Annotated in this window: 44 protein-coding genes; 1 reads left to right on the top strand and 43 read right to left on the bottom strand. The window is 32.9% G+C overall.

All coding sequences use genetic code 11. From position 1 onward, the window contains the following. The coding region (locus NSB25_RS27420; protein ID WP_257479344.1) for a tyrosine-type recombinase/integrase at positions 1–543 on the top strand (543 nt) is incomplete at its 5' end. A gap of 156 nt (positions 544–699) precedes the next feature. Here the strand turns inward: NSB25_RS27420 and NSB25_RS27415 are convergent. The 43 genes from NSB25_RS27415 to NSB25_RS27205 all read right to left on the bottom strand — a co-directional run bounded on the left by NSB25_RS27415 (position 700) and on the right by NSB25_RS27205 (position 21,163). Further along, entirely contained in the window at positions 700–954 is a 255-nt protein-coding gene (locus tag NSB25_RS27415) for a hypothetical protein (RefSeq protein WP_103242407.1), read from the bottom strand. A gap of 36 nt (positions 955–990) precedes the next feature. Further along, entirely contained in the window at positions 991–2,313 is a 1,323-nt protein-coding gene (locus NSB25_RS27410) for an ATP-binding protein (protein ID WP_103242408.1), read from the bottom strand. A gap of 171 nt (positions 2,314–2,484) precedes the next feature. Further along, entirely contained in the window at positions 2,485–2,823 is a 339-nt protein-coding gene (locus tag NSB25_RS27405) for a hypothetical protein (RefSeq protein ID WP_103242409.1), read from the bottom strand. A 45-nt stretch (positions 2,824–2,868) separates the two neighbouring features. After that, complete coding sequence (locus NSB25_RS27400) at positions 2,869–3,060, bottom strand: hypothetical protein (protein ID WP_146040200.1); 192 nt, start codon at positions 3,058–3,060, stop codon at positions 2,869–2,871. Positions 3,061–3,162: 102 nt separating this feature from the next. Next, positions 3,163–3,399: a hypothetical protein gene (locus NSB25_RS27395; RefSeq protein WP_103242410.1), complete on the bottom strand. Its 237-nt coding sequence runs from the start codon at positions 3,397–3,399 to the stop codon at positions 3,163–3,165. Between the two features lie 47 nt (positions 3,400–3,446). Beyond that, positions 3,447–4,061: a hypothetical protein gene (locus NSB25_RS27390; RefSeq protein WP_103242411.1), complete on the bottom strand. Its 615-nt coding sequence runs from the start codon at positions 4,059–4,061 to the stop codon at positions 3,447–3,449. A 37-nt stretch (positions 4,062–4,098) separates the two neighbouring features. Beyond that, complete coding sequence (locus tag NSB25_RS27385; RefSeq protein ID WP_103242412.1) at positions 4,099–4,527, bottom strand: hypothetical protein; 429 nt, start codon at positions 4,525–4,527, stop codon at positions 4,099–4,101. A gap of 155 nt (positions 4,528–4,682) precedes the next feature. Further along, positions 4,683–4,937: a hypothetical protein gene (locus NSB25_RS27380; RefSeq protein ID WP_103242413.1), complete on the bottom strand. Its 255-nt coding sequence runs from the start codon at positions 4,935–4,937 to the stop codon at positions 4,683–4,685. A gap of 40 nt (positions 4,938–4,977) precedes the next feature. Continuing rightward, complete coding sequence (locus NSB25_RS27375; RefSeq protein WP_103242414.1) at positions 4,978–5,787, bottom strand: DUF262 domain-containing protein; 810 nt, start codon at positions 5,785–5,787, stop codon at positions 4,978–4,980. Positions 5,788–5,820: 33 nt separating this feature from the next. Then, on the bottom strand, positions 5,821–5,988 hold the full coding sequence (locus NSB25_RS27370; protein ID WP_172455302.1) for a hypothetical protein: 168 nt from the start codon (positions 5,986–5,988) through the stop codon (positions 5,821–5,823). An 11-nt stretch (positions 5,989–5,999) separates the two neighbouring features. Continuing rightward, on the bottom strand, positions 6,000–6,539 hold the full coding sequence (locus tag NSB25_RS27365; RefSeq protein ID WP_103242415.1) for a hypothetical protein: 540 nt from the start codon (positions 6,537–6,539) through the stop codon (positions 6,000–6,002). Positions 6,540–6,558: 19 nt separating this feature from the next. After that, complete coding sequence (locus tag NSB25_RS27360) at positions 6,559–7,419, bottom strand: tyrosine-type recombinase/integrase (protein ID WP_103242416.1); 861 nt, start codon at positions 7,417–7,419, stop codon at positions 6,559–6,561. Between the two features lie 431 nt (positions 7,420–7,850). After that, on the bottom strand, positions 7,851–8,888 hold the full coding sequence (locus tag NSB25_RS27355; protein ID WP_103242417.1) for a DUF262 domain-containing protein: 1,038 nt from the start codon (positions 8,886–8,888) through the stop codon (positions 7,851–7,853). Positions 8,889–8,911: 23 nt separating this feature from the next. Next, positions 8,912–9,841, bottom strand: a complete 930-nt coding sequence (locus NSB25_RS27350; RefSeq protein WP_103242418.1) for a hypothetical protein — start codon at positions 9,839–9,841, stop codon at positions 8,912–8,914. A gap of 96 nt (positions 9,842–9,937) precedes the next feature. After that, positions 9,938–10,135, bottom strand: coding sequence for a hypothetical protein (locus NSB25_RS27345; RefSeq protein ID WP_103242419.1), 198 nt, complete (start codon positions 10,133–10,135; stop codon positions 9,938–9,940). A gap of 25 nt (positions 10,136–10,160) precedes the next feature. Beyond that, positions 10,161–10,694, bottom strand: coding sequence for a Uma2 family endonuclease (locus NSB25_RS27340; protein WP_103242420.1), 534 nt, complete (start codon positions 10,692–10,694; stop codon positions 10,161–10,163). 93 nt (positions 10,695–10,787) lie between these two features. Further along, positions 10,788–11,048, bottom strand: a complete 261-nt coding sequence (locus tag NSB25_RS27335) for a hypothetical protein (protein WP_146040201.1) — start codon at positions 11,046–11,048, stop codon at positions 10,788–10,790. Between the two features lie 35 nt (positions 11,049–11,083). Beyond that, a complete protein-coding gene (locus NSB25_RS27330; protein WP_103242422.1) occupies positions 11,084–11,362 on the bottom strand; it encodes a DUF4160 domain-containing protein in 279 nt (92 codons plus the stop codon). Next, positions 11,346–11,618, bottom strand: a complete 273-nt coding sequence (locus tag NSB25_RS27325; protein ID WP_103242423.1) for a hypothetical protein — start codon at positions 11,616–11,618, stop codon at positions 11,346–11,348. Before NSB25_RS27325 ends, NSB25_RS27330 begins: the two co-directional genes overlap by 17 nt. A gap of 33 nt (positions 11,619–11,651) precedes the next feature. Next, positions 11,652–12,272, bottom strand: coding sequence for a hypothetical protein (locus NSB25_RS27320; protein WP_103242424.1), 621 nt, complete (start codon positions 12,270–12,272; stop codon positions 11,652–11,654). Positions 12,273–12,311: 39 nt separating this feature from the next. Continuing rightward, positions 12,312–12,827 carry a hypothetical protein gene (locus NSB25_RS27315; protein ID WP_146040202.1) on the bottom strand — a complete coding sequence of 172 codons (516 nt, stop codon included), beginning with the start codon at positions 12,825–12,827 and terminating at the stop codon, positions 12,312–12,314. Between the two features lie 346 nt (positions 12,828–13,173). Further along, positions 13,174–13,803 (bottom strand): Fic family protein, encoded by a 630-nt coding sequence (locus NSB25_RS27310; protein WP_103242427.1) that lies wholly within the window; start codon positions 13,801–13,803, stop codon positions 13,174–13,176. Positions 13,804–13,847: 44 nt separating this feature from the next. After that, positions 13,848–14,006, bottom strand: a complete 159-nt coding sequence (locus NSB25_RS27305) for a hypothetical protein (RefSeq protein WP_172455303.1) — start codon at positions 14,004–14,006, stop codon at positions 13,848–13,850. An 82-nt stretch (positions 14,007–14,088) separates the two neighbouring features. Further along, positions 14,089–14,292 (bottom strand): hypothetical protein, encoded by a 204-nt coding sequence (locus NSB25_RS27300; RefSeq protein WP_103242428.1) that lies wholly within the window; start codon positions 14,290–14,292, stop codon positions 14,089–14,091. A 175-nt stretch (positions 14,293–14,467) separates the two neighbouring features. After that, positions 14,468–14,794, bottom strand: coding sequence for a type II toxin-antitoxin system PemK/MazF family toxin (locus tag NSB25_RS27295; RefSeq protein ID WP_103242429.1), 327 nt, complete (start codon positions 14,792–14,794; stop codon positions 14,468–14,470). Beyond that, positions 14,788–15,093: an AbrB/MazE/SpoVT family DNA-binding domain-containing protein gene (locus NSB25_RS27290; RefSeq protein WP_103242445.1), complete on the bottom strand. Its 306-nt coding sequence runs from the start codon at positions 15,091–15,093 to the stop codon at positions 14,788–14,790. Before NSB25_RS27290 ends, NSB25_RS27295 begins: the two co-directional genes overlap by 7 nt. Positions 15,094–15,220: 127 nt before the next feature. Continuing rightward, positions 15,221–15,409: a hypothetical protein gene (locus tag NSB25_RS27285; RefSeq protein ID WP_146040203.1), complete on the bottom strand. Its 189-nt coding sequence runs from the start codon at positions 15,407–15,409 to the stop codon at positions 15,221–15,223. Positions 15,410–15,424: 15 nt separating this feature from the next. Then, complete coding sequence (locus NSB25_RS27280) at positions 15,425–15,616, bottom strand: DpnD/PcfM family protein (protein WP_172455304.1); 192 nt, start codon at positions 15,614–15,616, stop codon at positions 15,425–15,427. Between the two features lie 22 nt (positions 15,617–15,638). Continuing rightward, positions 15,639–15,986, bottom strand: coding sequence for a hypothetical protein (locus NSB25_RS27275; RefSeq protein ID WP_172455305.1), 348 nt, complete (start codon positions 15,984–15,986; stop codon positions 15,639–15,641). A gap of 40 nt (positions 15,987–16,026) precedes the next feature. Continuing rightward, positions 16,027–16,179, bottom strand: a complete 153-nt coding sequence (locus NSB25_RS27270; RefSeq protein ID WP_172455306.1) for a hypothetical protein — start codon at positions 16,177–16,179, stop codon at positions 16,027–16,029. A 223-nt stretch (positions 16,180–16,402) separates the two neighbouring features. Beyond that, positions 16,403–16,759 carry a hypothetical protein gene (locus tag NSB25_RS27265; RefSeq protein WP_103242432.1) on the bottom strand — a complete coding sequence of 119 codons (357 nt, stop codon included), beginning with the start codon at positions 16,757–16,759 and terminating at the stop codon, positions 16,403–16,405. Positions 16,760–16,796: 37 nt separating this feature from the next. Beyond that, entirely contained in the window at positions 16,797–16,997 is a 201-nt protein-coding gene (locus NSB25_RS27260; protein WP_103242433.1) for a hypothetical protein, read from the bottom strand. A gap of 51 nt (positions 16,998–17,048) precedes the next feature. After that, positions 17,049–17,426, bottom strand: coding sequence for a hypothetical protein (locus NSB25_RS27255; protein WP_103242434.1), 378 nt, complete (start codon positions 17,424–17,426; stop codon positions 17,049–17,051). Between the two features lie 133 nt (positions 17,427–17,559). Next, positions 17,560–17,865, bottom strand: coding sequence for a HigA family addiction module antitoxin (locus NSB25_RS27250; RefSeq protein WP_103242435.1), 306 nt, complete (start codon positions 17,863–17,865; stop codon positions 17,560–17,562). 13 nt (positions 17,866–17,878) lie between these two features. Next, the gene (locus NSB25_RS29825; protein WP_103242436.1) at positions 17,879–18,160 is read right to left on the bottom strand and encodes a type II toxin-antitoxin system RelE/ParE family toxin; all 282 of its coding nucleotides are present in this window, start codon (positions 18,158–18,160) and stop codon (positions 17,879–17,881) included. Positions 18,161–18,227: 67 nt separating this feature from the next. Beyond that, complete coding sequence (locus NSB25_RS27240) at positions 18,228–18,452, bottom strand: hypothetical protein (protein ID WP_103242437.1); 225 nt, start codon at positions 18,450–18,452, stop codon at positions 18,228–18,230. Positions 18,453–18,463: 11 nt separating this feature from the next. Next, the gene (locus NSB25_RS27235; RefSeq protein WP_103242438.1) at positions 18,464–18,694 is read right to left on the bottom strand and encodes a defense against restriction DarA-related protein; all 231 of its coding nucleotides are present in this window, start codon (positions 18,692–18,694) and stop codon (positions 18,464–18,466) included. Between the two features lie 17 nt (positions 18,695–18,711). Continuing rightward, on the bottom strand, positions 18,712–19,530 hold the full coding sequence (locus tag NSB25_RS27230) for a hypothetical protein (protein ID WP_103242439.1): 819 nt from the start codon (positions 19,528–19,530) through the stop codon (positions 18,712–18,714). A 159-nt stretch (positions 19,531–19,689) separates the two neighbouring features. Next, the gene (locus NSB25_RS27225; protein ID WP_103242440.1) at positions 19,690–19,914 is read right to left on the bottom strand and encodes a hypothetical protein; all 225 of its coding nucleotides are present in this window, start codon (positions 19,912–19,914) and stop codon (positions 19,690–19,692) included. 47 nt (positions 19,915–19,961) lie between these two features. Continuing rightward, the gene (locus NSB25_RS27220) at positions 19,962–20,162 is read right to left on the bottom strand and encodes a hypothetical protein (protein WP_103242441.1); all 201 of its coding nucleotides are present in this window, start codon (positions 20,160–20,162) and stop codon (positions 19,962–19,964) included. 34 nt (positions 20,163–20,196) lie between these two features. Further along, positions 20,197–20,436, bottom strand: coding sequence for a hypothetical protein (locus NSB25_RS27215; RefSeq protein WP_103242442.1), 240 nt, complete (start codon positions 20,434–20,436; stop codon positions 20,197–20,199). 18 nt (positions 20,437–20,454) lie between these two features. Next, positions 20,455–20,730, bottom strand: a complete 276-nt coding sequence (locus NSB25_RS27210; protein ID WP_103242443.1) for a hypothetical protein — start codon at positions 20,728–20,730, stop codon at positions 20,455–20,457. Beyond that, positions 20,714–21,163 (bottom strand): hypothetical protein, encoded by a 450-nt coding sequence (locus tag NSB25_RS27205; RefSeq protein ID WP_103242444.1) that lies wholly within the window; start codon positions 21,161–21,163, stop codon positions 20,714–20,716. The genes NSB25_RS27210 and NSB25_RS27205 overlap by 17 nt, the downstream gene beginning before the upstream one ends. Between the last annotated feature and the right edge of the window lie 149 nt (positions 21,164–21,312).

The following is a 21,312-nucleotide window of genomic DNA, read 5'->3' as shown; positions in this document are numbered from 1 at the left end:
GAGCTCCTGTCGATGAAGAACAGCCAGCTCCACCTGTCGGACGAAAAACCATATGCGGTTATTATCGGGAAAGGAAATAAGATCCGCACCCTTTACCTGCTGCCCAAGACCGTCGCGCATTTAAAGCATTACCTGGCAGAGTTCCATGGGGAAACACCGGATCCGGAAGCTTATGTCTTTTATTCCCGTAATACTGGATGCCATGGGAAGCTGACCCAGCCTGCCATCAGCAAGATGTTGAGGAAATATGCCAAGATGGCGCATGAGGTCTGCAGTGATGTGCCGCCAGGGCTCCATGCACACCAGCTTCGCCATTCGAAGGCTTCACACTGGCTGGAGGATGGGATGAACATCATACAGATTTCATTTTTACTCGGCCACGAACAGCTCCAGACCACGATGGTTTACCTTGATATCACTGTGGAAGAGAAAGCAAAGGCACTGGCCACTCTGGAGGATGAAAACGACAGAAAGGTATCTGCAAAGTGGAAAAATCCTGATGGCTCTCTTGTGGATTTTTGCGGTATCAAGAGAAAAAGATAAAAATAATATCCAAACTTTTTCAGACGGTATTTGTTGCGGTTTACGTCTTTTTTCTGAAAGGTTTGGATTTTATTTAAGTTTGGATAACGAAAAAAATCCAAACATTTGGATTTCCTTAGGCACACTCATTCCTCCTGAAATAGTTATTTTATTGATTTACTCGCTTAATACATCTTCATATATCTTCCATGCTTTTCTTAAACCTGCATTTTTACCCTTGCTATATGTATCTTTAACAATAACACCATCTATTTCCTTAAATATTTCTTCTTTATATTTTTCTGACAGATGCAATTCTAATATCTCGTCAATAAGATATTTCGCCATATCTTCAGCATCAAAATCACCAGCAGCATCACTATTCCCATAATCTATTATCGCTGTAATCAATCTATCTTTTAATCTTTCCACCTGATGCCTCCTTTAAAATTTCACTTTCATTTAAAATTATTTTTTATTGTTGCGCCAATCTTCCAGCCAGTCAACCAGCATTTTCCCTTTTCGGAGCTCTTCCGTTATTAGTTGGAAATATTTATTTTCTGGGTTTGCGAAGTTAATTACCAATTCTGGAGTATTTTTCACCGATTGTGCAATAGGCTCTCTTGTTGATGGATCGTCATACCCCTCATAAATGTAAATCTTTGTGTTATGAATACGTTCCAATGCTTTGCCCTGCATCACTTTACCTTTCCTGCCTGGAAAGTAAGGAGGCATCCCATTGTTTTTGGTATATTCTCTGAATTCCTCATGTTCTTCATCATTCTTATATACTGGTATCACTCGCAGGAACATTTCCTTTGCCTCTGTCGAATAGTTAAAACACCAATGCCTAAATACAAATTCAAACATCAGATACTGAAAGCTGTCCTCAATATAATGCGGATCTATCACACTCAGTTCTGGCGGTACCACCCTGATTCTTCCATCGTCTATGCTTTCTATAACGCTGGAAAACAACGGAACCTCCTTGTAATATAAAACAACTTTTCTCCTGCTGGAATACCCTGTATGATAACTCACATTACAGAATGCAAATAAATAATAGGACTGTGTGCCAACCGCACTATCATTGACATCCTTCGCATAAGGCAAACCCTCATCAGTCTCATCTTCGTAAACAAAATAAACTGTGTAATCAGGATCTGGTCTATAAAAAACGAAACTGTCTTTTCTGCCAGATTTATCTGTTTCTCCTTCAACCGATTCCCAATTATCCAAATCTTTCAGATAAAATTTTGCACGTTGGGATGGATTATACAATAACCCAAATCTCCGTTTCCACAAAAGTTCTGTATCATACAGATCAGCAGTTTGTGTCTTTGGAGTGTTCGTGTCCCCTTTTCTGGTGTAAATTACACCTTTTGAAATTTTCTTTTTGTCTTTTTCATAATCCTCTAACAAATAAAACGGAGTGTTATCACTCTGCTTAACAATCACTACATCTATCTCCTTACCCTCTATGGTAATAGTTTTGACATATACCTCTGGTACATATCCACCAGCCCATGAAGGCTTTTGCCGGAGCAGATCAATTATTTTCTGTTGGTTCTTCCGATTCTCATCATTTACGCCCAAAATATTATAAGTTTTATCTTCAACACCAATTATAATATAGCAGTCCCTATTAGCAGGACTATTTGCCATACAGATAATATCGTGGAGAAGATCCGCATTGTTTGAATGCCATTGTTGTTTAAAATCCCAATACTTCCCTTCTGCACGACGTTCTATTAATTCCAATATTTCATTTTTCAAGTCAACATATTCCATTTTATCTTCCTCAAATCTCTTATAGCAGTAACAATAAAACTAAATGTTCATTTACATTTGTCACAAATAAACGTATCACTTTCCACATCATAAGAATAATCTTTATTATCGTTTTCTCTTTGACACCCGCTCACCGTATCTTTTTCTGTAAATAAATACTTACCACATTTATTACAATGAATATCCTGGGAATCTCCTACCATATACCTCTCTCCTTAAACATTTATAAAACGGTAAATTTACAGCTATATTTTTTTCTCGAGCCTTTATAATAATATCTTGTAAATCACACAATTTATATTCACTAAGTCCTTCCAAAGAATATATAATCTCTATACTATCTATTCCATATGCCTGAAGAAAATATATATCTTTTGGTCGCCAAATGTTTAATTTACTATGATATAATTCATCTTCATGTTCTATTATTACTCCAAACAAGAACCCACCAACTCCCCAGTCATGAAACCTTATTATATCACCTGCTTCTAATGCATTCTTATTCGTCATGCTTAACCTCTCATTCATTTTGAAAACAGCATTTCAAAGTTAAAATTATAATCTTTTCCCTCTAATAGCCGCATTAGTAATCCAACTTCTCAATTCTTCAATATCTTTTACAGTTCTTCTAGTTTGTAACTGATCATCCCCATTATAATTGTTAAGATAATCATCAAACAAAAAATGTATTTCTTCTAATGTTAATGAATATCCCTCTCTTGGAATCCATTTTCCCTGTTCTTTCATATCATTTACGCTCCTATAAAAATAGGTAGTGTCAAAAGCTACCCTGTTTTTTGTATCTAAATCTAATAAAAACCGGATTTTCTTGTGTTATGCCATATACTCTTAGTTCTCTACAATTCTATCTCCTATAATTCCCAAAATTTCTTTATATATTTTTGAATCCAAATTTTCATCATCGCCATAGTACTCCGTCCGCTCTTGTAATCTTTCTTTAATATCTTGAATCATATTTTGATAATCCAAAATAGTAGGCATTTTCTGTATTTCTTCTTTGCTTACTGTAATCTCACCATTAATTTGTTCCGTATATTTAATACCATCTGCATCAATTAACCTCATAATATTACCTCTCAATGAAAATCAAATTTTATAACTCAAATCTAAAACTATTCAATTCTCAAATCAAAAAACTTCAAAGATTTATCTTCGGTTTTTTTGATGAAATTATCATTTGTCAAATATACGTTCTTGAAAATAGCCAAAATCTTTTTACAAAAAGTTACTAAATCTAATTCAATTTCTACTTCATTCTTTGTATTGTAGGAATAAGTAGATATTGATGCACTCCCACCATGTCCATATTGAGTACCTTTGGAAACTGTGAACTTAAAATCTACAAATTCTTGATTATTTTTATCACTCCAAATATCATCAATGTCCAATGTTCCATTATGCAATAGACCACAACGTAATTTCCAACAATATTCTCCAGTAAGAGTAGTCATTTTTTGAAATTCTTTAGCACATTTTAGCTGCTGCTCATCCAAATTACTCTTTGAGAAATCACACAGTTCATATTTGTAAATGTATTCATCATACCATTTTGCATATGCAGCACCTTGTCCCTTATGCCCATTATACTCCTCTTTCTTTTTATAAATAGTCGAATATTCATATTCACTACAAATATCTGGTAAGACTAAAGTTAATGCTAATGCAGGTAAAAAACATTCTTTATCCAATGCATCTTCTATTGACTCTACAAACGTTTCCCATTTCATTGAAACTTCCTCCACGAAATCAGACATTTATTGCCTATTATACAAATTCCTTTTCTAATAAATCAATCTTCCCAATGCTGCGTAAATAATCCTTTTGTTTATTTGTAACTCTTTTTGAAAGGTTCCGTGTGATCTTAAAATCATATCCGTGAGGATTGTGAATCAAAATCCAACCCATATCAGTTAGTAAATCACCGACATCACCATTATCTTCACGTCTGGCTTGTTCACAAGATATTTTCCCTTCATGATACAATCTCAAAAGATATTCGGAAGCCCATGCCTGATGATTTCCAAACTCTACAGGATAAAATGTTCCATCTGGAGCCAACCAACCATATTCTTCTCTTTTATTCACAGCTTCTTCTACATCTTCAATATCTATAATTCTATTCCCAACAATTTTCTTTCTTCCTCGAATAACGTCCCATGCGTCATCACAACATTGTTCTAAAACTTTTCCCAAAGTATCACCTATCCAATCTATTGCCTTAACAACGGAATATACACAAATTTTCTTACAAAACCCGTAAACTGTCTCATAAAATACATACCAGCATCATATCCACAAGCATTATCTATCTGCACCTCTATTGAATTTCTTTCTTAGAATTAGACAACTCATCCAATCTTTCCTTTCAATTTTTTAACAAAGTCTGACGAATCTAATAGTGAACCATTAAATAACTCATCTCCGTTTTCTTCAAATATTTTTAGTGTTCCATCAAAGCCTATTACAACCCATTTATCAGTATATTTATTCAGATCATTAAGAAACCATCTTTTAACCCTATATTGAGTTCCGTCATCAAACGGATCTTCAAATCCATCATGCTCTAAGATTGGTATTCCAAACATATCAATTATATTTTCCATATATTCTACCTCATTTCAATAAAATCAAGTTTTTAATTGCCTATTCCATACTATCCAACATCTTTTCTACTTCTACCAAATGTGATTCATCCATAGACTTTCCGGTTCTGTTAAGCATAAGGAAATACTTTAAAACTGTCTTTTTGTCCGTTTCTCTTACCTCTGCAACAGCTATTTGATGTTCTGTAAATACTCTCTTATCCATTCCACTCAAATCATTATAATACTTTCCTTTATAGGACAATTTATTTTCATAGAACTCAATCAGTGTACTTAAACGCTGCTTCCCATCAAGTATTTCATAACTTAATCCTCTTTCATGCCATTCTTTGTCTGATATATGAATCAATACAAATTTACCAATATCAATATTCTTAAAAATACTATCTAACAAAAGTTCTTTATCATTTTGTTCCCAAACATATCCTCTCTGATAATCTGGATCAAAATCTATTCCAAAAGCAAAATTCTTTCTCAATAGACTTTCTACAGTTGAATTATAATAATCCAATCTAACATCCTGATTTTCAGAAAAATTTGTGTTGTTATTATGGCAAATAGGTCTTACATTAACCCATGATGCGACACGATATGTCTCATAATCATAAGGATGCCCATAATTATTATTAGTCGCAATACACCTTAACACATATACTTTCCCATCATATAAAATATCTTCAACAACACTTTCTTTAATTGCACCATAACTTACCTTATCACCCACATTGAAGAAATATGATGGTGTATTTATAAACGGAAGTTCTCTCTGTATTTGATATAATCCTCTTTCCTTTTCCTGTTGTAATTTTTCTTCTACGCTTAATTCCTTTTCTACTTTTTTCTTTGCCATTTATATATTCTCCATCCCAATAAAATCAATCATTCATCCAATAATTACTCTTCCATAACAATTAGTTTTTACTTCTTCATTTAACCACTCTTCTACTTGACGTTCTTGATAAGTATAATTCCCACTTCTATACGCAAGAGAGATGCATAATTTCTTTATTTCGTCTTCTGTTCCAGTTTGTAACTTTTTTAAATTGGTCATCTTATTGCCTCTTACCAAATATCCTTAAATGATCTACAAGTTACTTTTGTGTTCTTTGGTTTAACAAACTCACTATCAATATTCTGCTTAATCACACTTTCCAGCCAATCTGCTCCACCAGCAGTTGTATAAATCCATCCCCAATCTTTTTCGTTGGTATAATCAAATTCTTTCTTTTCTTTCAGCATTTCTACAAATTCATCTAAAAATGCTTTTCCGGATACACTACTATGCTCTGTATTTCCGCTTACAAAATGAGCCTTGCAAGTATATAACAGCATCACAAATCTATTATGACTGTCACTTTTCTTATATTTTCTAGGATGAGTATATCTATCACCAATCATCAGATCCATTCCCCATGAATACTGATTAATTCTTTTCTGCTTCATTTCCAACTGTTTTTGAGCAAGTTTTGGAATATAATCTAATAACTCACCGATTGTTTCTACTGTACTTCCATATTTAACAAGTAATATTTTTACGAATTCTGATGCGTTTTCTTTCGCTAATTGCTCATCTATAATTTTATACTGTTCCATTGACAACATATCAACTCATCCTCCCACATTATACCATACATTTTTCTGCCATACCAATCAAATTATTGATTCCATTAAACTTATCCTCTCCACTCTGCGCCATATCCCAACACTTGCTAAGGATTTCTCTGAAATCTTCTGCTTTCAAAGGGATCACAGGACTATTCTTTATTACTGGTTTCTTCCCATTAGAAACATCAGTGATAAAATCTCCCATATCACAATATAATTTCTTTTCATCTTCTCTTGAAATTCCGATATAGTGAAGAGTTATATTACGATCAGAATGTGAAAATATCCCTTGCAATTTGTCTACAGTTGTCACATCATATGGATGAAGTTTAACTGACCAGTATCCAAAATTTTTCCTAAGACTATGAGTCGAAGTCGCATATTGTATATTACAGGCATCTGCCGCTAACTTAAACTGTTTTCTAAATGCTGCAGCATGACTTTGTATTGCTTTCATCATTAGTTCCTTCCACTCTTCTTCAGGATACTCTTCTTCATTTTCTAACAACTGTGACATTTGAGCAGTTCCATAGACAAAATCGTTATAATTATCCATCGGGTCTGTGCCAGTTTTATCAATATATAATTTCAATGCTTCTTGACAAGCTGGACAAATATATAGTCTGACAGTCTTCCCTGTTTTCCATTCCACTATATCTGTCTCATCCTTCAATCTTCCATTTTCATAGAAAAAATCAGACCATTTTAGCGAAAGCGTATCACTTATGCGTCTCCCAAGAAGCAATCCAAAGTTAAATACTAAATACCAATGCCACATCTCTTTCATCTTAAAATAGTCCATCATGTTCTTAATATCTTCCATATACCAGAACGGATATACTTCTGTTTTCCCTGTCTGTTTCGTTTTATTTCTCATAACTCATACTCTCCTTATCTATTTTCCAAGTTAAAAATCACCCATCTTAATGCTGCCATTGCTTCAGAATCCTTTTCTTTTTCTACTTTTTCTAACAGTCTATATAACTCTTCTATATATTTTTCCTCCATACTTGCACCTCCACAAAACGATGATTCTATTGTCCTTTTACCAGCCAATATGCTAATTTCCAAACAAAATGCATACCAAAACAACATAAAATAGTTGTTGCGATCTCAAATATTATATACGGTTCCTTTATTAGGTAAAACAAAAATATTGAGAGATATAATATTGATAATATTGTTCCTACAAAACATAACTTAAATCTATCCTTCATACCATCCTCCAATCATTCTATATAAACTGCTTTTTTAATTATGAGAAAGCATAAACTCATTTCCAGCACCCTACGGCGTGGAATATGCCAATCAACTTGCTAAAGCCTTCACACTGCCAAAATATTTGTCATAATCCTTTTTAATTTCCTCCACTCTTTTCCTCACAGCCGAATTTTTCCCAGTACCCCGTCCGGCAGCATCATTATAAACCTTAGATGTTGTTGGAGACTTCTTCCCACAAAAGAAATTTACAAACCATTCCATCATCTGTTTGTCCGAATATCCATCATTAAGAGATTCCGCAACAATCGGAACGCTACTAATCATATGTGTCCTGGCATAAATCCTCTTTGCAATTTTCTTATCCTCAATCATAGAATGGATGTTATAAATACGGTCAAACACCTCATTTAACAGAAATTCATCATCACTTGTAATATCTGCTCTTCTCATATATGGTCGAATCCATTTTGCATCTGTGGAAACTTCTTCATCATTCAGAATAGCATGGGCTTTTGCTACCATATCCTCGTTCACATGCCCATCTAACGCAGTTTGGCTCAAAGCATCTGCAAACAATTTATGTTTTCCAAGACTGATGATCCGCTCCTTTGATTTCGCCTTTACACGATTCATTGTAGCTGCATTTAACGCCTGTCCGTTGTTCAGATTATAGAATGTATCCGCCTGTTCTTCTTGATCCGCATTGTCTGTATAGCAAATCGTAAATGAATATTCCTTAATGGCATTTTGAAAGCATTCTGGAAGATCACTGAACTTATATCCATTGATGTCAATTTCTTCTGTTTCTTCATCATCGTTTATAACTGTAAATTCATCCAGTCCACTTAATTCAAACTCATCTTTCAAGAATTTGATGATAGTTAATGTCCGCTGTTTTCCATCCTCTCCCTCATAGATCTCTTCAACTTTATTGAAATACAGAGGAGGAACATGCCTATCCAATATCAAAGAGCGAATCAAAGCGGATTTCTTATCATTATCTTTCCACACATAACCTCTTTGAATATCAATGTTAAAATTTACTGTTCCATCTTCCACAAATTCAACAAGTTTCCGTGCTGTCCACTCTGTTCTTCCACGATCCACACCTTTAATAATCTTCATGACATTTTCCTCCATCTGATAAATTACTTAGAAATTTTTACTTTCTTTCCGTTCTCTACATATATCTTCTTCTCTATTCCAAGACCATTACATACCAAATCTTCCACATAAAGAACACATGATGCTCTGTGATCACGTTTGGGATATTTTGATTTCGCATCAGCACTGAATAATGCTGGATCAATCTGTCTTAATTCCTTTGATAAAAATCTATGTATTTCCTTCCTCTCATTCGGATGTGCAATCCATACTTCCCTCAATGCTCTCATAACAAAAGTTGCATATCCGTTTGTTTCTTTGTTCCACCCAGCATTATCAATAATAGAAAAAATAAAGTCCAGACACTTTTCTCCATGAACTTTTACGATTGAATATGTATCTGTATAACTTCCAAGCACAGATTCTTCTCTGTTTCCCTTTGTGTCCACAAACTTAATTCCATATTTATTCAAAAGTTTATCCAGAGAAACGGCAGCACCGTCTCCGATAATCACTCTTGAAAGATGCTTTTCAAGTGGTTTGACATTTTCCACTTCTGAATCCTGACCTATAAAATATTCAGCTTCAAATTTTAATCTCTCATCTACATCTTCAGGTGCATCCATAAGAATAATTGCATTTAACCTATCAATTCCTTTTTCGCCTGCAACAATAAATCTTCCCTGTCCATCTACAATTGCAAATCTATGTTCTTCCGGATGCCAGACAAGAATAATCGGTGTCAACTTCCTCTCATCCCACTTATTTCTCAACCTGTTCAAATGTTTGTGTGTTCTCATCCCCTGATATCTGGAATCCACAAAGCAAAGAGACAAGGGAACCACAGCACTACCTGTAATCACTCTCTGATTTCTTCCTTTGCCTATAGTCATTAGTGGTTTGATGTTTGCCACTATGTCATTAAATTGTTCCACCCTTCTTGTTTCCTCATTCATTGCTACTACTGCACTCATTCTGAAACCTCCTTGAATATGTAATTTTTTGTATAATAAAAAGCATCTGGATTTTTGTTTCCAAATGCTTTTCATATCAACTAACGATTCACTTATCTACTCTTCAATTTCTACTATAGACAATTTATATTTGATATGTCTATTTTCTGTTGCTGGTATCTTAAAGACATCCTCATCAATTTCTAATACAGTCCACGCATCGGTATATATTTCACCATCAATAACTTCTATCCTTAAGAATCCTGGCAAATTTTTAATATCCCCAGATACAAATTCTCTTTTTTGACGTTTCATAGCCCTCACCTTATCCGCATCAAAATTACTGAATACATATTGAAAAACCAACATATATTCCGACTGGTACATCATCACCAAAATTATACTGCTCTACTGTATCTTTTTCAAACCCATAAACCATTGTCATCTGCTTATCAGTGTCAACAATCCAATATTCTCTAACTCCTGCTGTGCGATATTTGAACAGCTTTGTCATATAATCTCTTGACTTGCTACTTGGAGAAACAATTTCAATCACCCAATCTGGCGCACCATGACATCCTTTATCGTCTAACTTTGATTGATCACAAATAACTGAAATGTCTGGTTCTAAATAATTTATATCATCATCGTTCAAGAATATGGCAAATGGAGCAGCATATATCTCACATTTCCCGCCCTTACTATCAATATAATTCGCTATTATCTGATAAATCTTACCGCTGATCCTTTGATGTGTCCTGCTTGGCGGTGCCATATAATATATTTTTCCATCAATCAATTCCGCTCTCTCTCCGTCTGTCAATGCATATATGTCATCTATCGTATATACATCTTCTTTTCTCAATGCATCCATTGTTTCGCCTCCCATTCTTTATTCTATTATAAGCAATATTTATAGGAATTACAATCACTTCCACTTAATTGAAAATCTAATTTCATCGACTTTCTATTTATCAGAAATTTTATTTAAAAACTTATATGGTCTTTTCCCAAAAAGCAATAATACAACTTTTTCCAAACGTTCAGTCGATATATTCAATATTATGTCCTCAATATCTTCTGGTCTTTCATTTGATTCTCCTAAAATTTTAGACAATAAAGAAGCTTGATCTAATATACCTGTTTCATGCCAATCATAAATTTGATTGCATAGCATAACTAAATCTCCATCGGTTCTTTCAGTAATATAATCACCCACATTCATCATTGTATCCTCCATTTAAAACTTAGAATTCAATTCCATCAGCAATAATACGTTATCTCTCTAAATTGTGCATACCACTTATTTACAATAAAAGTACTATTTGCTTCAATATATCTTATCATATTATTTAATGTTTTCTGTGGGATACAAGAATTATTATTGCACAGTAAAGCTTTCCCTGAACTTGTTATCCAAATTTTTGTTGCATTCGCTGTTGCTCTTCCTTCTGCAATGTGTACATGCACTGGCTCAAGCGGATCATTTTCATTTGACCAAAAGTAGATTATATATGAACCAATTCTAAAAATTTGAGGCATTTAAGATACCCCCTTCTTTAGAAAACTCAATCATCAAATGAGCATTATTGCGGACAAATTCTTTAAAATAGTCCATTTCGGCATCAGAATATCCATTCACATCTTCCCAAGAATGTTCTGGCAAATAACATGTTGCATTATGAAACCCATCTTTTAAATCAGGAGTTTCTATATATACCTTCACTCGACCGTCTGGCAGCATTTCCGAATGAGTAATTTCTGTATCGTCATTTAGTGTTGCATATGGATACATCATATTATCGTCCTCTCTTTCCATAAAACTATTATTTCATGCACATTTTACTTCTATATTATAATTTTCCAAATTGATTTTAGCATTCATTATAGTTTTATATACATCCATTTTCATATTAATATTTAGAATCTGCCATCTGTGTTCTGGAAACGAACAATCTGATTTTCTTGATTTGTATTTATTTTCAATTACATTCTCGACTATAAATAATGTATCATAACACATATAATATCCTTTACCTCTTAAATTAGGATAGTCCTTTTCAGAATAGCAAGCCTTATTATTGGAAAGATAAACAATCCTAATTACCTTCCTATTGTCATACAAATCGTATTTTAAATTTTTCCACCAACTATCAAGAATTTCTTCTGATAATTTTCTTGAATTTTTATAATTCTCTATAATATCGTCCTCTTGAGGCAATAATATATTATTTTCGTTTACATCTTCAAGACGAGTACTATTTAAACAGTCTTTACATGAACAAGCTTTTAAAAGATCGATGTATTTAGTTATATCTTCATCATAATTACATCTAATAAAATGTTTTCCTTGTTCTTTATAACATAACCCCTTTTTCAATTCGTACACATATGCTCCCTGCTCAATATATCTTTTATATATTTTATCATTCTGCTTCTTTGTTTTTTTCATAAAATCCTCTCATAATAGAACAATCATTTCAAGACCTATTTATGCAACATAATTTTTATCATTTTCAATCTTTACTTTATAGTTGTACAACGCAAAATATAATTTTTCAGGTATTAATTCTTTATATTCGTCTGCAATTTGTTTTATATTTTCTTCCTTTTTAGTTGCATACATATTGTATGCTGCCTCAAGTGCTTTATATGATCCAAGCTCTTCATTATTATATTTTGCCAAATATTTTCCATACGCTTTTCTTATTCCATTAGGCAAACCTCTTTTATTTGGCTTATTAAGAAACAACATATTTATCCTTTGGGGAACCAATAAACACGTATCTGGACAATATATTTTGTTCCCAGGATAAAGAATATCCTTATCAATGTGCATACGCTCAATACCAACTTGATAAAAATTTTGTTCATACCATTGTCCAAACACCTGAAAATTGTGCCATTCAGAACAAACTTCACAAATTTCATAATAAGAAGAATATGTATTTTTCCTTCTTTCGTCATAACATCTTCTTATCATTGCTATCCAGTTTTGATATTCCATTGTATGAACACCATTTGAGTGTTTACAATGAAATGTACCAACTCCCATATATCCAACACAACAAATATTTTTATCATACGGATTTTTAATACATCCAGATTTGAAATTTGAATATGTTTGGTGTTTAAACACATACTTATGTTCATCTAAAAATTGAATATCAATATCATTTGATTTCTATAAGCAACTATTTTCATTTTTGTTCCAAACTTATTTTTATTGATCTCCCCTAATCTTTTATTCAATAGTAATCGCTCCCTTCAAATAAATAATTGGTTACAATTACTACTTCTCCATTTAATTATAAGAAATCTATAAAAATATCACAAGGAAATAATCCTTTTAATTATATCTCTAATGTTCTAATACATTTTCTTAAACAGTCTTTTAATGGCTGTAATTCATTTTTTAAATACCAATTATTTAGAGTTACATTAAATTCTTCTGCATTGTCCTTCCCAATAGTCAATATCCCCTCTCCATTTTCTATCAATATTTTACTGGCTACCATTGTAGAAGTTCTCTTGTTTCCATCCCAAAATAACTGTTGCTTACAGGCATATGCAAAATATTCCAACGCTCTATCAACAGATTGATTTATTCCATTTATACGATCAATTTCTTTCAAAACATCTTCTTTCACTGGAATAGTTGGTATAAATTCTCCGACTCCAACGGTTCCTTTTCTTAATACTCCCCATTCAAGACTTTCATTCCTTGATACATATTCATTTACCTTGCAAATGTACTCTAATGTTAGGGGTTCGTCAACTGAACTTATAATAAATTTCCATCCATCTCTAAGATTTAGAACTGTTTGTATATCATCCACAGAAATACCACTTACCACAGCCCCATCAATAATAGTCTGTGTTTGTGGAAAAGTTACATTGCAACCTTCTATATATGCGGTATTAAATACAAGTTCTGTAAATGTTTTTTTCGCCAAAAAAATATTTTGCTGCCTTGTAAGCATAAAATACCTCCCATTTTAAGATACATCTTTCTCTTTATAATGCTTTAATCAACCTTGGCTTTCCATTTCTCCTGATGATTCCTGTCATAAATTTTATGCCACTCTTCTAGTGTCATTACATGTGCAGCATTTCCGATTCTAACTGTCACCATCTGTTTTCCATGACATTCAAACTCTTTAATCACTTTAAATTCGTCACTCATACTTATGTCCTCTATATTATATCATTTCTTTACTATAAAAGCCACCAGAATATTTTCCAGTGGCTTCTATCCGTTTCTATATTTACTTTTTAACATCATAACCGCCTCGGTTACATTTGTCCATTACTTCATTTTTTGACTTACCCATGGCCAAATCATGTGACATTGCGCCGTGATCCACTTTATACCCATCAGGAGGTAATCGATGGTCAAATGTGTAATTCCTCATAAACGCCGGTATGCCAAAAATCAATCCAAAAATAATCAATCCAATTAATGTTTCCATATATTTTCCTTTCTGTCTACTATGCAGGACTTTGATATACTTTGTTTATGGTTCCATTATTCTACTTTTTATGTCCGATTAAAAGGACTGAAAAGGTACATTTATTGATAAATATTAAAAGCATCTGGATACTTATTCTCCAAATGCTTTTAAATAAATCACTGTTTTCTGCTTTTTACATGAAACTAATTATCAGTTCCTTTGCATCATTCCACAAATCCTTTGGACATTCTTCTTTAAACTGAGCATTCCTAGCACCAACATCTAACATTTTTACTTGATCGCATAATATAACGCCTGTTGTTTGCGTCCGTTCATCTAATTCAATATGAAACGGATGCTTTTTGTTAGTGTTCGTTATCGGACAAACAAATGCCAATGAGCTATGATGATTCAAAATATCATTACTCAGAATAAGTGCTGGTCTTCTACCACTCTGTTCATGACCCTTTTGAGGGTTAAAATCCATAACGATTATATCACCTTGTTTATAAGTTACCAAATCTCATTCCCTACTGAATCACCTACATCAACCTCTTGCGTACTTTCGACATAAATCTCATCAATCGGTCTCTTGTAGAATGCCTTCAGCCTTTCTGCCAAATTAAGGTATTTAGGCTTGTTGACTTTCTCAACAGTCATTTTTCCATCGCAAATATTTATTCCTACAGTATCATTCTCTTGTAAATTCATTTGTGCTAATATTTCTTTTGTTAATCTAATCCCCTGACTGTTTCCCCACCTCCTTATATTAGTTTGTATTGTATACACATTATCTTCCCGCAAATTTTTTAATTCCATTTTCTCGACCTCCGAAGTATATCCGATGGATATACCTTTAATGCTAGTATATGCAAAGTATATCCGTTTGTCAACAAAAATATGCACCTCCTATTCTGTTTCTCTTAAAATGCAAATTTAATTGCCATTATTCAGAATATGAACCAATGAATTTATAACCTTTTTCAAACGGAATCTCAAAAATTTCTTCTGTATCGTCTGCAGAAAAATCCATTATCTTTTTAGCCTCTTCTTCTGAATCAGCAATAATGATGCCACATGTAATACCGTAATCTGTACCATTTCCGCAATTATCCCTATATCCAAAGATTTTCATCACATTTACCTCCAATCACTCATTCTCTTTAACTTCCGACACAAATAATTCTCTGTCATACTTACAATCTTCTCCATCACAAGGTAGATTAATTTCGCCTTCTGCAATTTTATCATCAATTTCCTTATAAGCTGCTTCTTCATTCTGTGCTTCTACCTCTACATATCTTCTGTATGTTTCTACGATTTCTACTCTAAATTTTGGCATCGTATTTTTCTCCTCGGCTATTTTAATACAACCAATTAGCTCTGGAAGAATCAAAGTCTTTTTCTGCCATACAAGCCATTGTATATTTAACACCGTTCCTTTCTTTAATAAGAAAATCTTGCGTAATCTTAATTTTAGGAAATCCAGGCACATCTAAAATACATTTGCATGGATTACCAATATTTCTTTTATCGTATCCATTGGATAAATGACAAACATAAGCAGTTCCAACGGATCTACCTAATTGTGTTATTACTACTATTTCATTCGGTTCACCTGATAATTTTCCAATTAACTGTACAGCAATTCCAGAATTTTTAACAACATCTTCAGGTAAAAATCCATCAATAGTAATAAATTCTAAGTCCATAATTTCCTCCAATTCCGCCACAAAATACGAGTTTCAACCGCTATCTTCTGTTCCAACTTCTGATTATACTTATTACATGATTAAGTTCTATTTTTGATAATCCATATTCTGCTTCAACTTCATTCCAGTCTGTATGTTCTGATCCTGAAAAATAAACTTTTTTAGCAATCTCCGTTAATCTTTTTATCTTCATGTTACTATCCTCCATTTTCCTCTTGAAATTCCGACTTTCAGTCCTTATATTTCTTATTCTTTTTTAATGGGGTTTAATATAATTGTTCCGTATTTCTCATAAAAAATTTTTATTGGCTCTCATTATTAGTCGAGCTAAATACTTCTTTTCTTACCGATCTGGAAATAACATCTTCCTAAGTCATCAAATTTTCTAATAGTTTTAGTTTCAATTATATGTTTGCTTAGTGTCCCATCAATTCAGCTACACTAATATCAAACTGTTCTTCAAACCAGTGCCAAATATCCTCTCTATGCGTCCCTGGAAGAAAATGTTTCCAAGGTTCCTCAATTTCTTCTGTCTCTGGATTCATTGCAACTTCTCCAAAATTTTCCCATAAATCTTTTACATATATTATCTTCCAATTTATAAAGCTGTCTTCTAATCCTCTGGATTTAATTATTTCCAGATCGTCACTTGTGATTAAATAGCCGATGATTCCACAATATGTCTGGACTGCATTATATTCTGATTCCATAAACACTTGGTCATCTTCTATCTGATCAATTTTATTATCTGCTAAATATTTTCTCAACGACATGCTTTCCCTCCTCAAATTGTGTTTTCATTGATATCATTTATTCAACTGATCGTAAATGACTCAATTTCAAATGTCCAATATATGCTTCTTTCTTATCATCAGCATATATACTTCCATACCAGTCACCTTCATAATCTCCAATTACAGTTGATAAATCTAAATAATAATATTTTCCAACCTCTATCTGATTTTGTCGTGAAATTGCTTTTCTTTCATTAAGACATTTTACCTGTTGCATATGTTTTCCCTCCATTTCTCCACTTAAAATCATTATTTCGTTTCCATAGATTCACAGATATTGATATAACTCAATTATCATATTTTTAATATCCTCTGCATCTTCTACCAAGTCTTTTATGCTGCTTGGACAACCATCTTTCCCTCTTTCTGGCATCCACCTCTCAACATGTTCGTCAACATCAAAATCATCTGAATATTCTTTTAAATTATCCAAAAAAGAACCTACAGGATCGTCCATATCAAAATCAATAATTATACTAAAATCTTCACCTGCTGGTGAATACTTCTCCAACTCAACATAATTTCTTTTGTTGCAATACCATCCATTATATGTTCCTTCCGGTTCCTGATATATCGTGTAACTCCAATCTAACCCTTCTGCATTTTCTAATAACTGCTCCAATTCCTCATTTCTAATCTCTTCCATAATTTATACCATCCTTTCTACTTTCTATTTCTCCATTTATTCAGCGTTTATAGCCACTATAAAAGGCACTAACGAATATTTTCCGCTAATGCCTTCTAACTGGTTATAAATCTTATTCAATTATTAAAATTATTTATCCCATGTGAGCATAATTCAATGTAGATATAGTATTAATATCTTCCATAATCTGCATTTTAGTATTTCTTATATCAATATCATCTTGCATATCAAGAAAATATCTATCCGATACACCGAAAAATTTTCCAAGTCTTATTGATGTATCTGCTGTTATTTTCCGTCTATCATGTAAAATATCCTGAATCCTTGATACTGGAACATGAATTTCCTGTGCTAATTTATACGCCGACAATCCAAACGGTATCATAAATTCTTCAGACAATATCTCACTCATTTTAGGAGTTTCAATATAATTTTTCATAGCTACCTCCTCTCTAATGATAATCCACTATTTCTACATCATAATAATTGTTTCCATCGTATTTAAAGCATATTCTGTATTGATCATTGATTCTAATACTATATTGCCCTTCCCGATCACCATCTAATTTTTCAAGGTGATTTGCTGGTGGTACTCTCAAGTCCTCTAACCTTTGTGCATTATCAATCATAATCAACTTTCGCAACGCTATCCTTTGTATCGATTGAGGTAGCTTTTTTGAAAACCTTTGATTGTATATTTTTTCCGTTTCTCTATCTGTAAATGTCTTTATCATAGTTTTATTATACCTGTTTTCCGTGTATATGTCAATTCAAATTTTATAATGCCACAAAACGATTCTTTTATTGACAAAATGCAATTCTATTACTTTCATACGCAATAGCGGCAGTTAATTCCGCATGTGTAGAAAATTCATTTCTGTTACATTCTGGAATAAGACCACATTTTATAGACATATCAACAAGGTTTCTATATGCAGTCATATTTTCATCATCATTAAATTTCCGCCTACCATATTTTATACGAAAATCTGTAATAGCATCATAAAGTTCTTTGTATTTGATCATGTTATCTTTCCCTATCCTCTCACCATTTCAAAATCTTCCATTTCCTTCTGTGTTAATTCCCTGTTATAATACACCTCAGCCCACACCATACGCCTATTAACTTCCGTTCTGATATCATAGTTGATAAAATCCATCATACCATTTTTAGGGTGTGTTCCGATGCTCACAGGACGCATAGCAGAATAATATTTATGCCAATTGTATTTTTGTGCTGCCTGTCTGATATATTCGTTTGTACTCATGTTGTCCACCCAATATCTTAGTTAAAAGGTAAAGCCAATTCTTCATTTATAGCAGTTTCCAGCCTTACTAAATAATCACGAAAGACTGTACTGTTGTCCCTCTGTGTTTTCCCATAAAATCTATATGAGATTTCTCCACCATTAAAAACTATCATAGCAAGTTTAGAATTAATCCAACCTTTTGTCCTCAATGGTATGTTGATTCCATATTTCTCCATTAATCTATTAATAATAGATTTTCTGTCAACCTCTGTATTTTCAAAATCTTCTTGATGAAAAATTTTATATTCTGCATCCTGAATCGCTTTTTCTATTTCTGTAATTCGTTGCTCCTCTTCTTCTCTTTCCTTTTTCTGACGTTCTTCCTTTTCTGCTTGTCTTTTTGCCTCCTTGTCTGCGATCTGTTTTTCTCTATATTCTGCAAAGTGTTTTGCAAGATCAATATTTCCAAGTAAAGCACATACTTCAATGTCTACCTTGTTAATATAATATCTTTTGCTCTCTGATTCTTCTAAACGCTTATAAAATCCATTAACATTTAAATATGGAAATTTTGCTATTTTAGCAGAAACTTCTTCTATGCTCCAATATCCTTGAATCCAGCCTTGACTAATGCAAATAACACCTAAATCTTCCCATAACTGATAAACCGGATCCCCGTATTCTCTTTTTACCAATTCAATATAAAGATTTTTATGTTCTTCATTATGTGTAATGTTTTCCAGACTGTAAAGTGTTTTATATGGTTTTACAACTGTGTTCCCATCTTTTGCAAAAGCAATACATTTCTTCCGCACTGATTCCATTGCGGCAAAAGCCATTTCTCCAATTCTCATTATACAAGCCTCCATTTTTTCCAATAATAAAAACAAGTAACATTTCCAGTTTGTCACTTGCTTATTATTTCTATTTTTATACCGTTTGTTCACCTTCATTTAATGACTTAGTACAACGCACATACTCTATCCTATTTGTATATGTGCTAATTTAAAAATTTAAACAAAATCATCATGATTTAATTCATTGCTATCATTACTATCATTTTTTTGACGCTCCAAAATATCATATATTAAATCCGTCATTTCTTCTTTTAAAATATCCAGTCGAAATGCTTCATCTGGAGCAACGTCTCCACTTGTTATTCCCTCTATTCTATGACATTCACTAGATATTTCATCAATTTTATCATCTATAATCATTATAATTAAATCTCTAATCATTTTTTATTCTCCATGAATTCACCTTTTTAAAGAGTAGTTTCATTGACTTATATCCATTTTAAATATACTTCTTCATTATCGTATATAAAATAAATATCTCCTTGTTCATTCATACCCATAGGACAGGAAATAATGTTTCCATCTTCTTTTATTAAAATAGTACTGTCGCTAAAATCCTGTTGCACAACTGTGATTAATTTTCCATTCACATTTGTTTTTGTATCAAAAATATCGTTCCACTTTTTCATCAAAAGTTTCTCCCTTCACAATAAAATACACGATTTATAGCAACTCTGATAATTCTTTCATTCTGTCATGTTTAAAGCCCAGTGTAGCAAGCACCTGATTTATTCCTTCTGCATATCCATAATGCTGATCTGCTTTTCTTTGTTCCGTCTCTGCCTTAATTGTGTCCACATTTAAAAGCTGATTATATGCTTTGTATTCCTCGCTAGATTGTTTTGCATTTCTGATTGCTTCTTCCATGAGTTTTACACATTTACCATATTCTAATTTAGTCATAGTTCAAAATCTCCCTTCCTAAAATATTATAACTTTTTCTTTTGTCAGTAACAAAAATATTCCTAAAGGCAACGCAAACAATGATACTGTTACATCTTTCTCAAATAGAAATGGTGTGGTAATTCCGATAGCTATCATTATTGCACCTGATAAACGTTGTTTCATGTAATATAAATGCTCTGTCCTCTGCCTGATTCTCCGCCTTGTTTCTCGGCGGTTATACTCTTTGAACCACTCTCCATATGTATAAACCGCCTCAATGGCTTCTGATCCGCTGCTATATATTATCATCATACTTGTTTTCCTCCGTTTCCTTAGTAACTTTTTCCATGTCAATATGATATTTTGCAAGGAATTTTCTAAATAAATTATTCTCTTTTTTATACTCTTCCATTGCCTTTTCCGCTTGTTCTACTCTTGATTGTGATATTTTGTCCAGTACAGAAGGTACAACCATATCTTTGTATTGCTCAAGAATAGTTTCTCCATCAAGAATAATTTCTTCAAACAACATCACATGCAGGATTGATTCATCATAATAAAGTTTGTTCCATAATGAAACTGCATCCTCTAAATAATCAAAATCCCGTCTGTCCAACATGCTAAAATCAAATTCGCAGGTATCCATTATATCCAATACTTTTTGATCTCTGGTGTACTCAATATAGTAATGCGTTTTAATATCCTTGTTTTTGTCTTTATAACTATAAAAACCTCTGTCATGCATAATCTTATACCTTGCCTTTCTAACGTAAACGGTAGATAGTGAGTACCTATACAAAACAAGAGCAAACCTGTATGATAGAAACAGATTTGCTCCAGTCTTTATTTCACTTCACCTTTATCAGGCTTGCGGCAATTCGCTGGCAGGCCTGG

Origin of the sequence: Acetatifactor muris (assembly GCF_024623325.1) — a bacterium.
Taxonomy (GTDB): domain Bacteria; phylum Bacillota; class Clostridia; order Lachnospirales; family Lachnospiraceae; genus Acetatifactor; species Acetatifactor muris.
The sequence above is the reverse complement of the archived record's forward strand: the minus strand, read 5'-3'. Positions and strand labels throughout refer to the sequence as shown.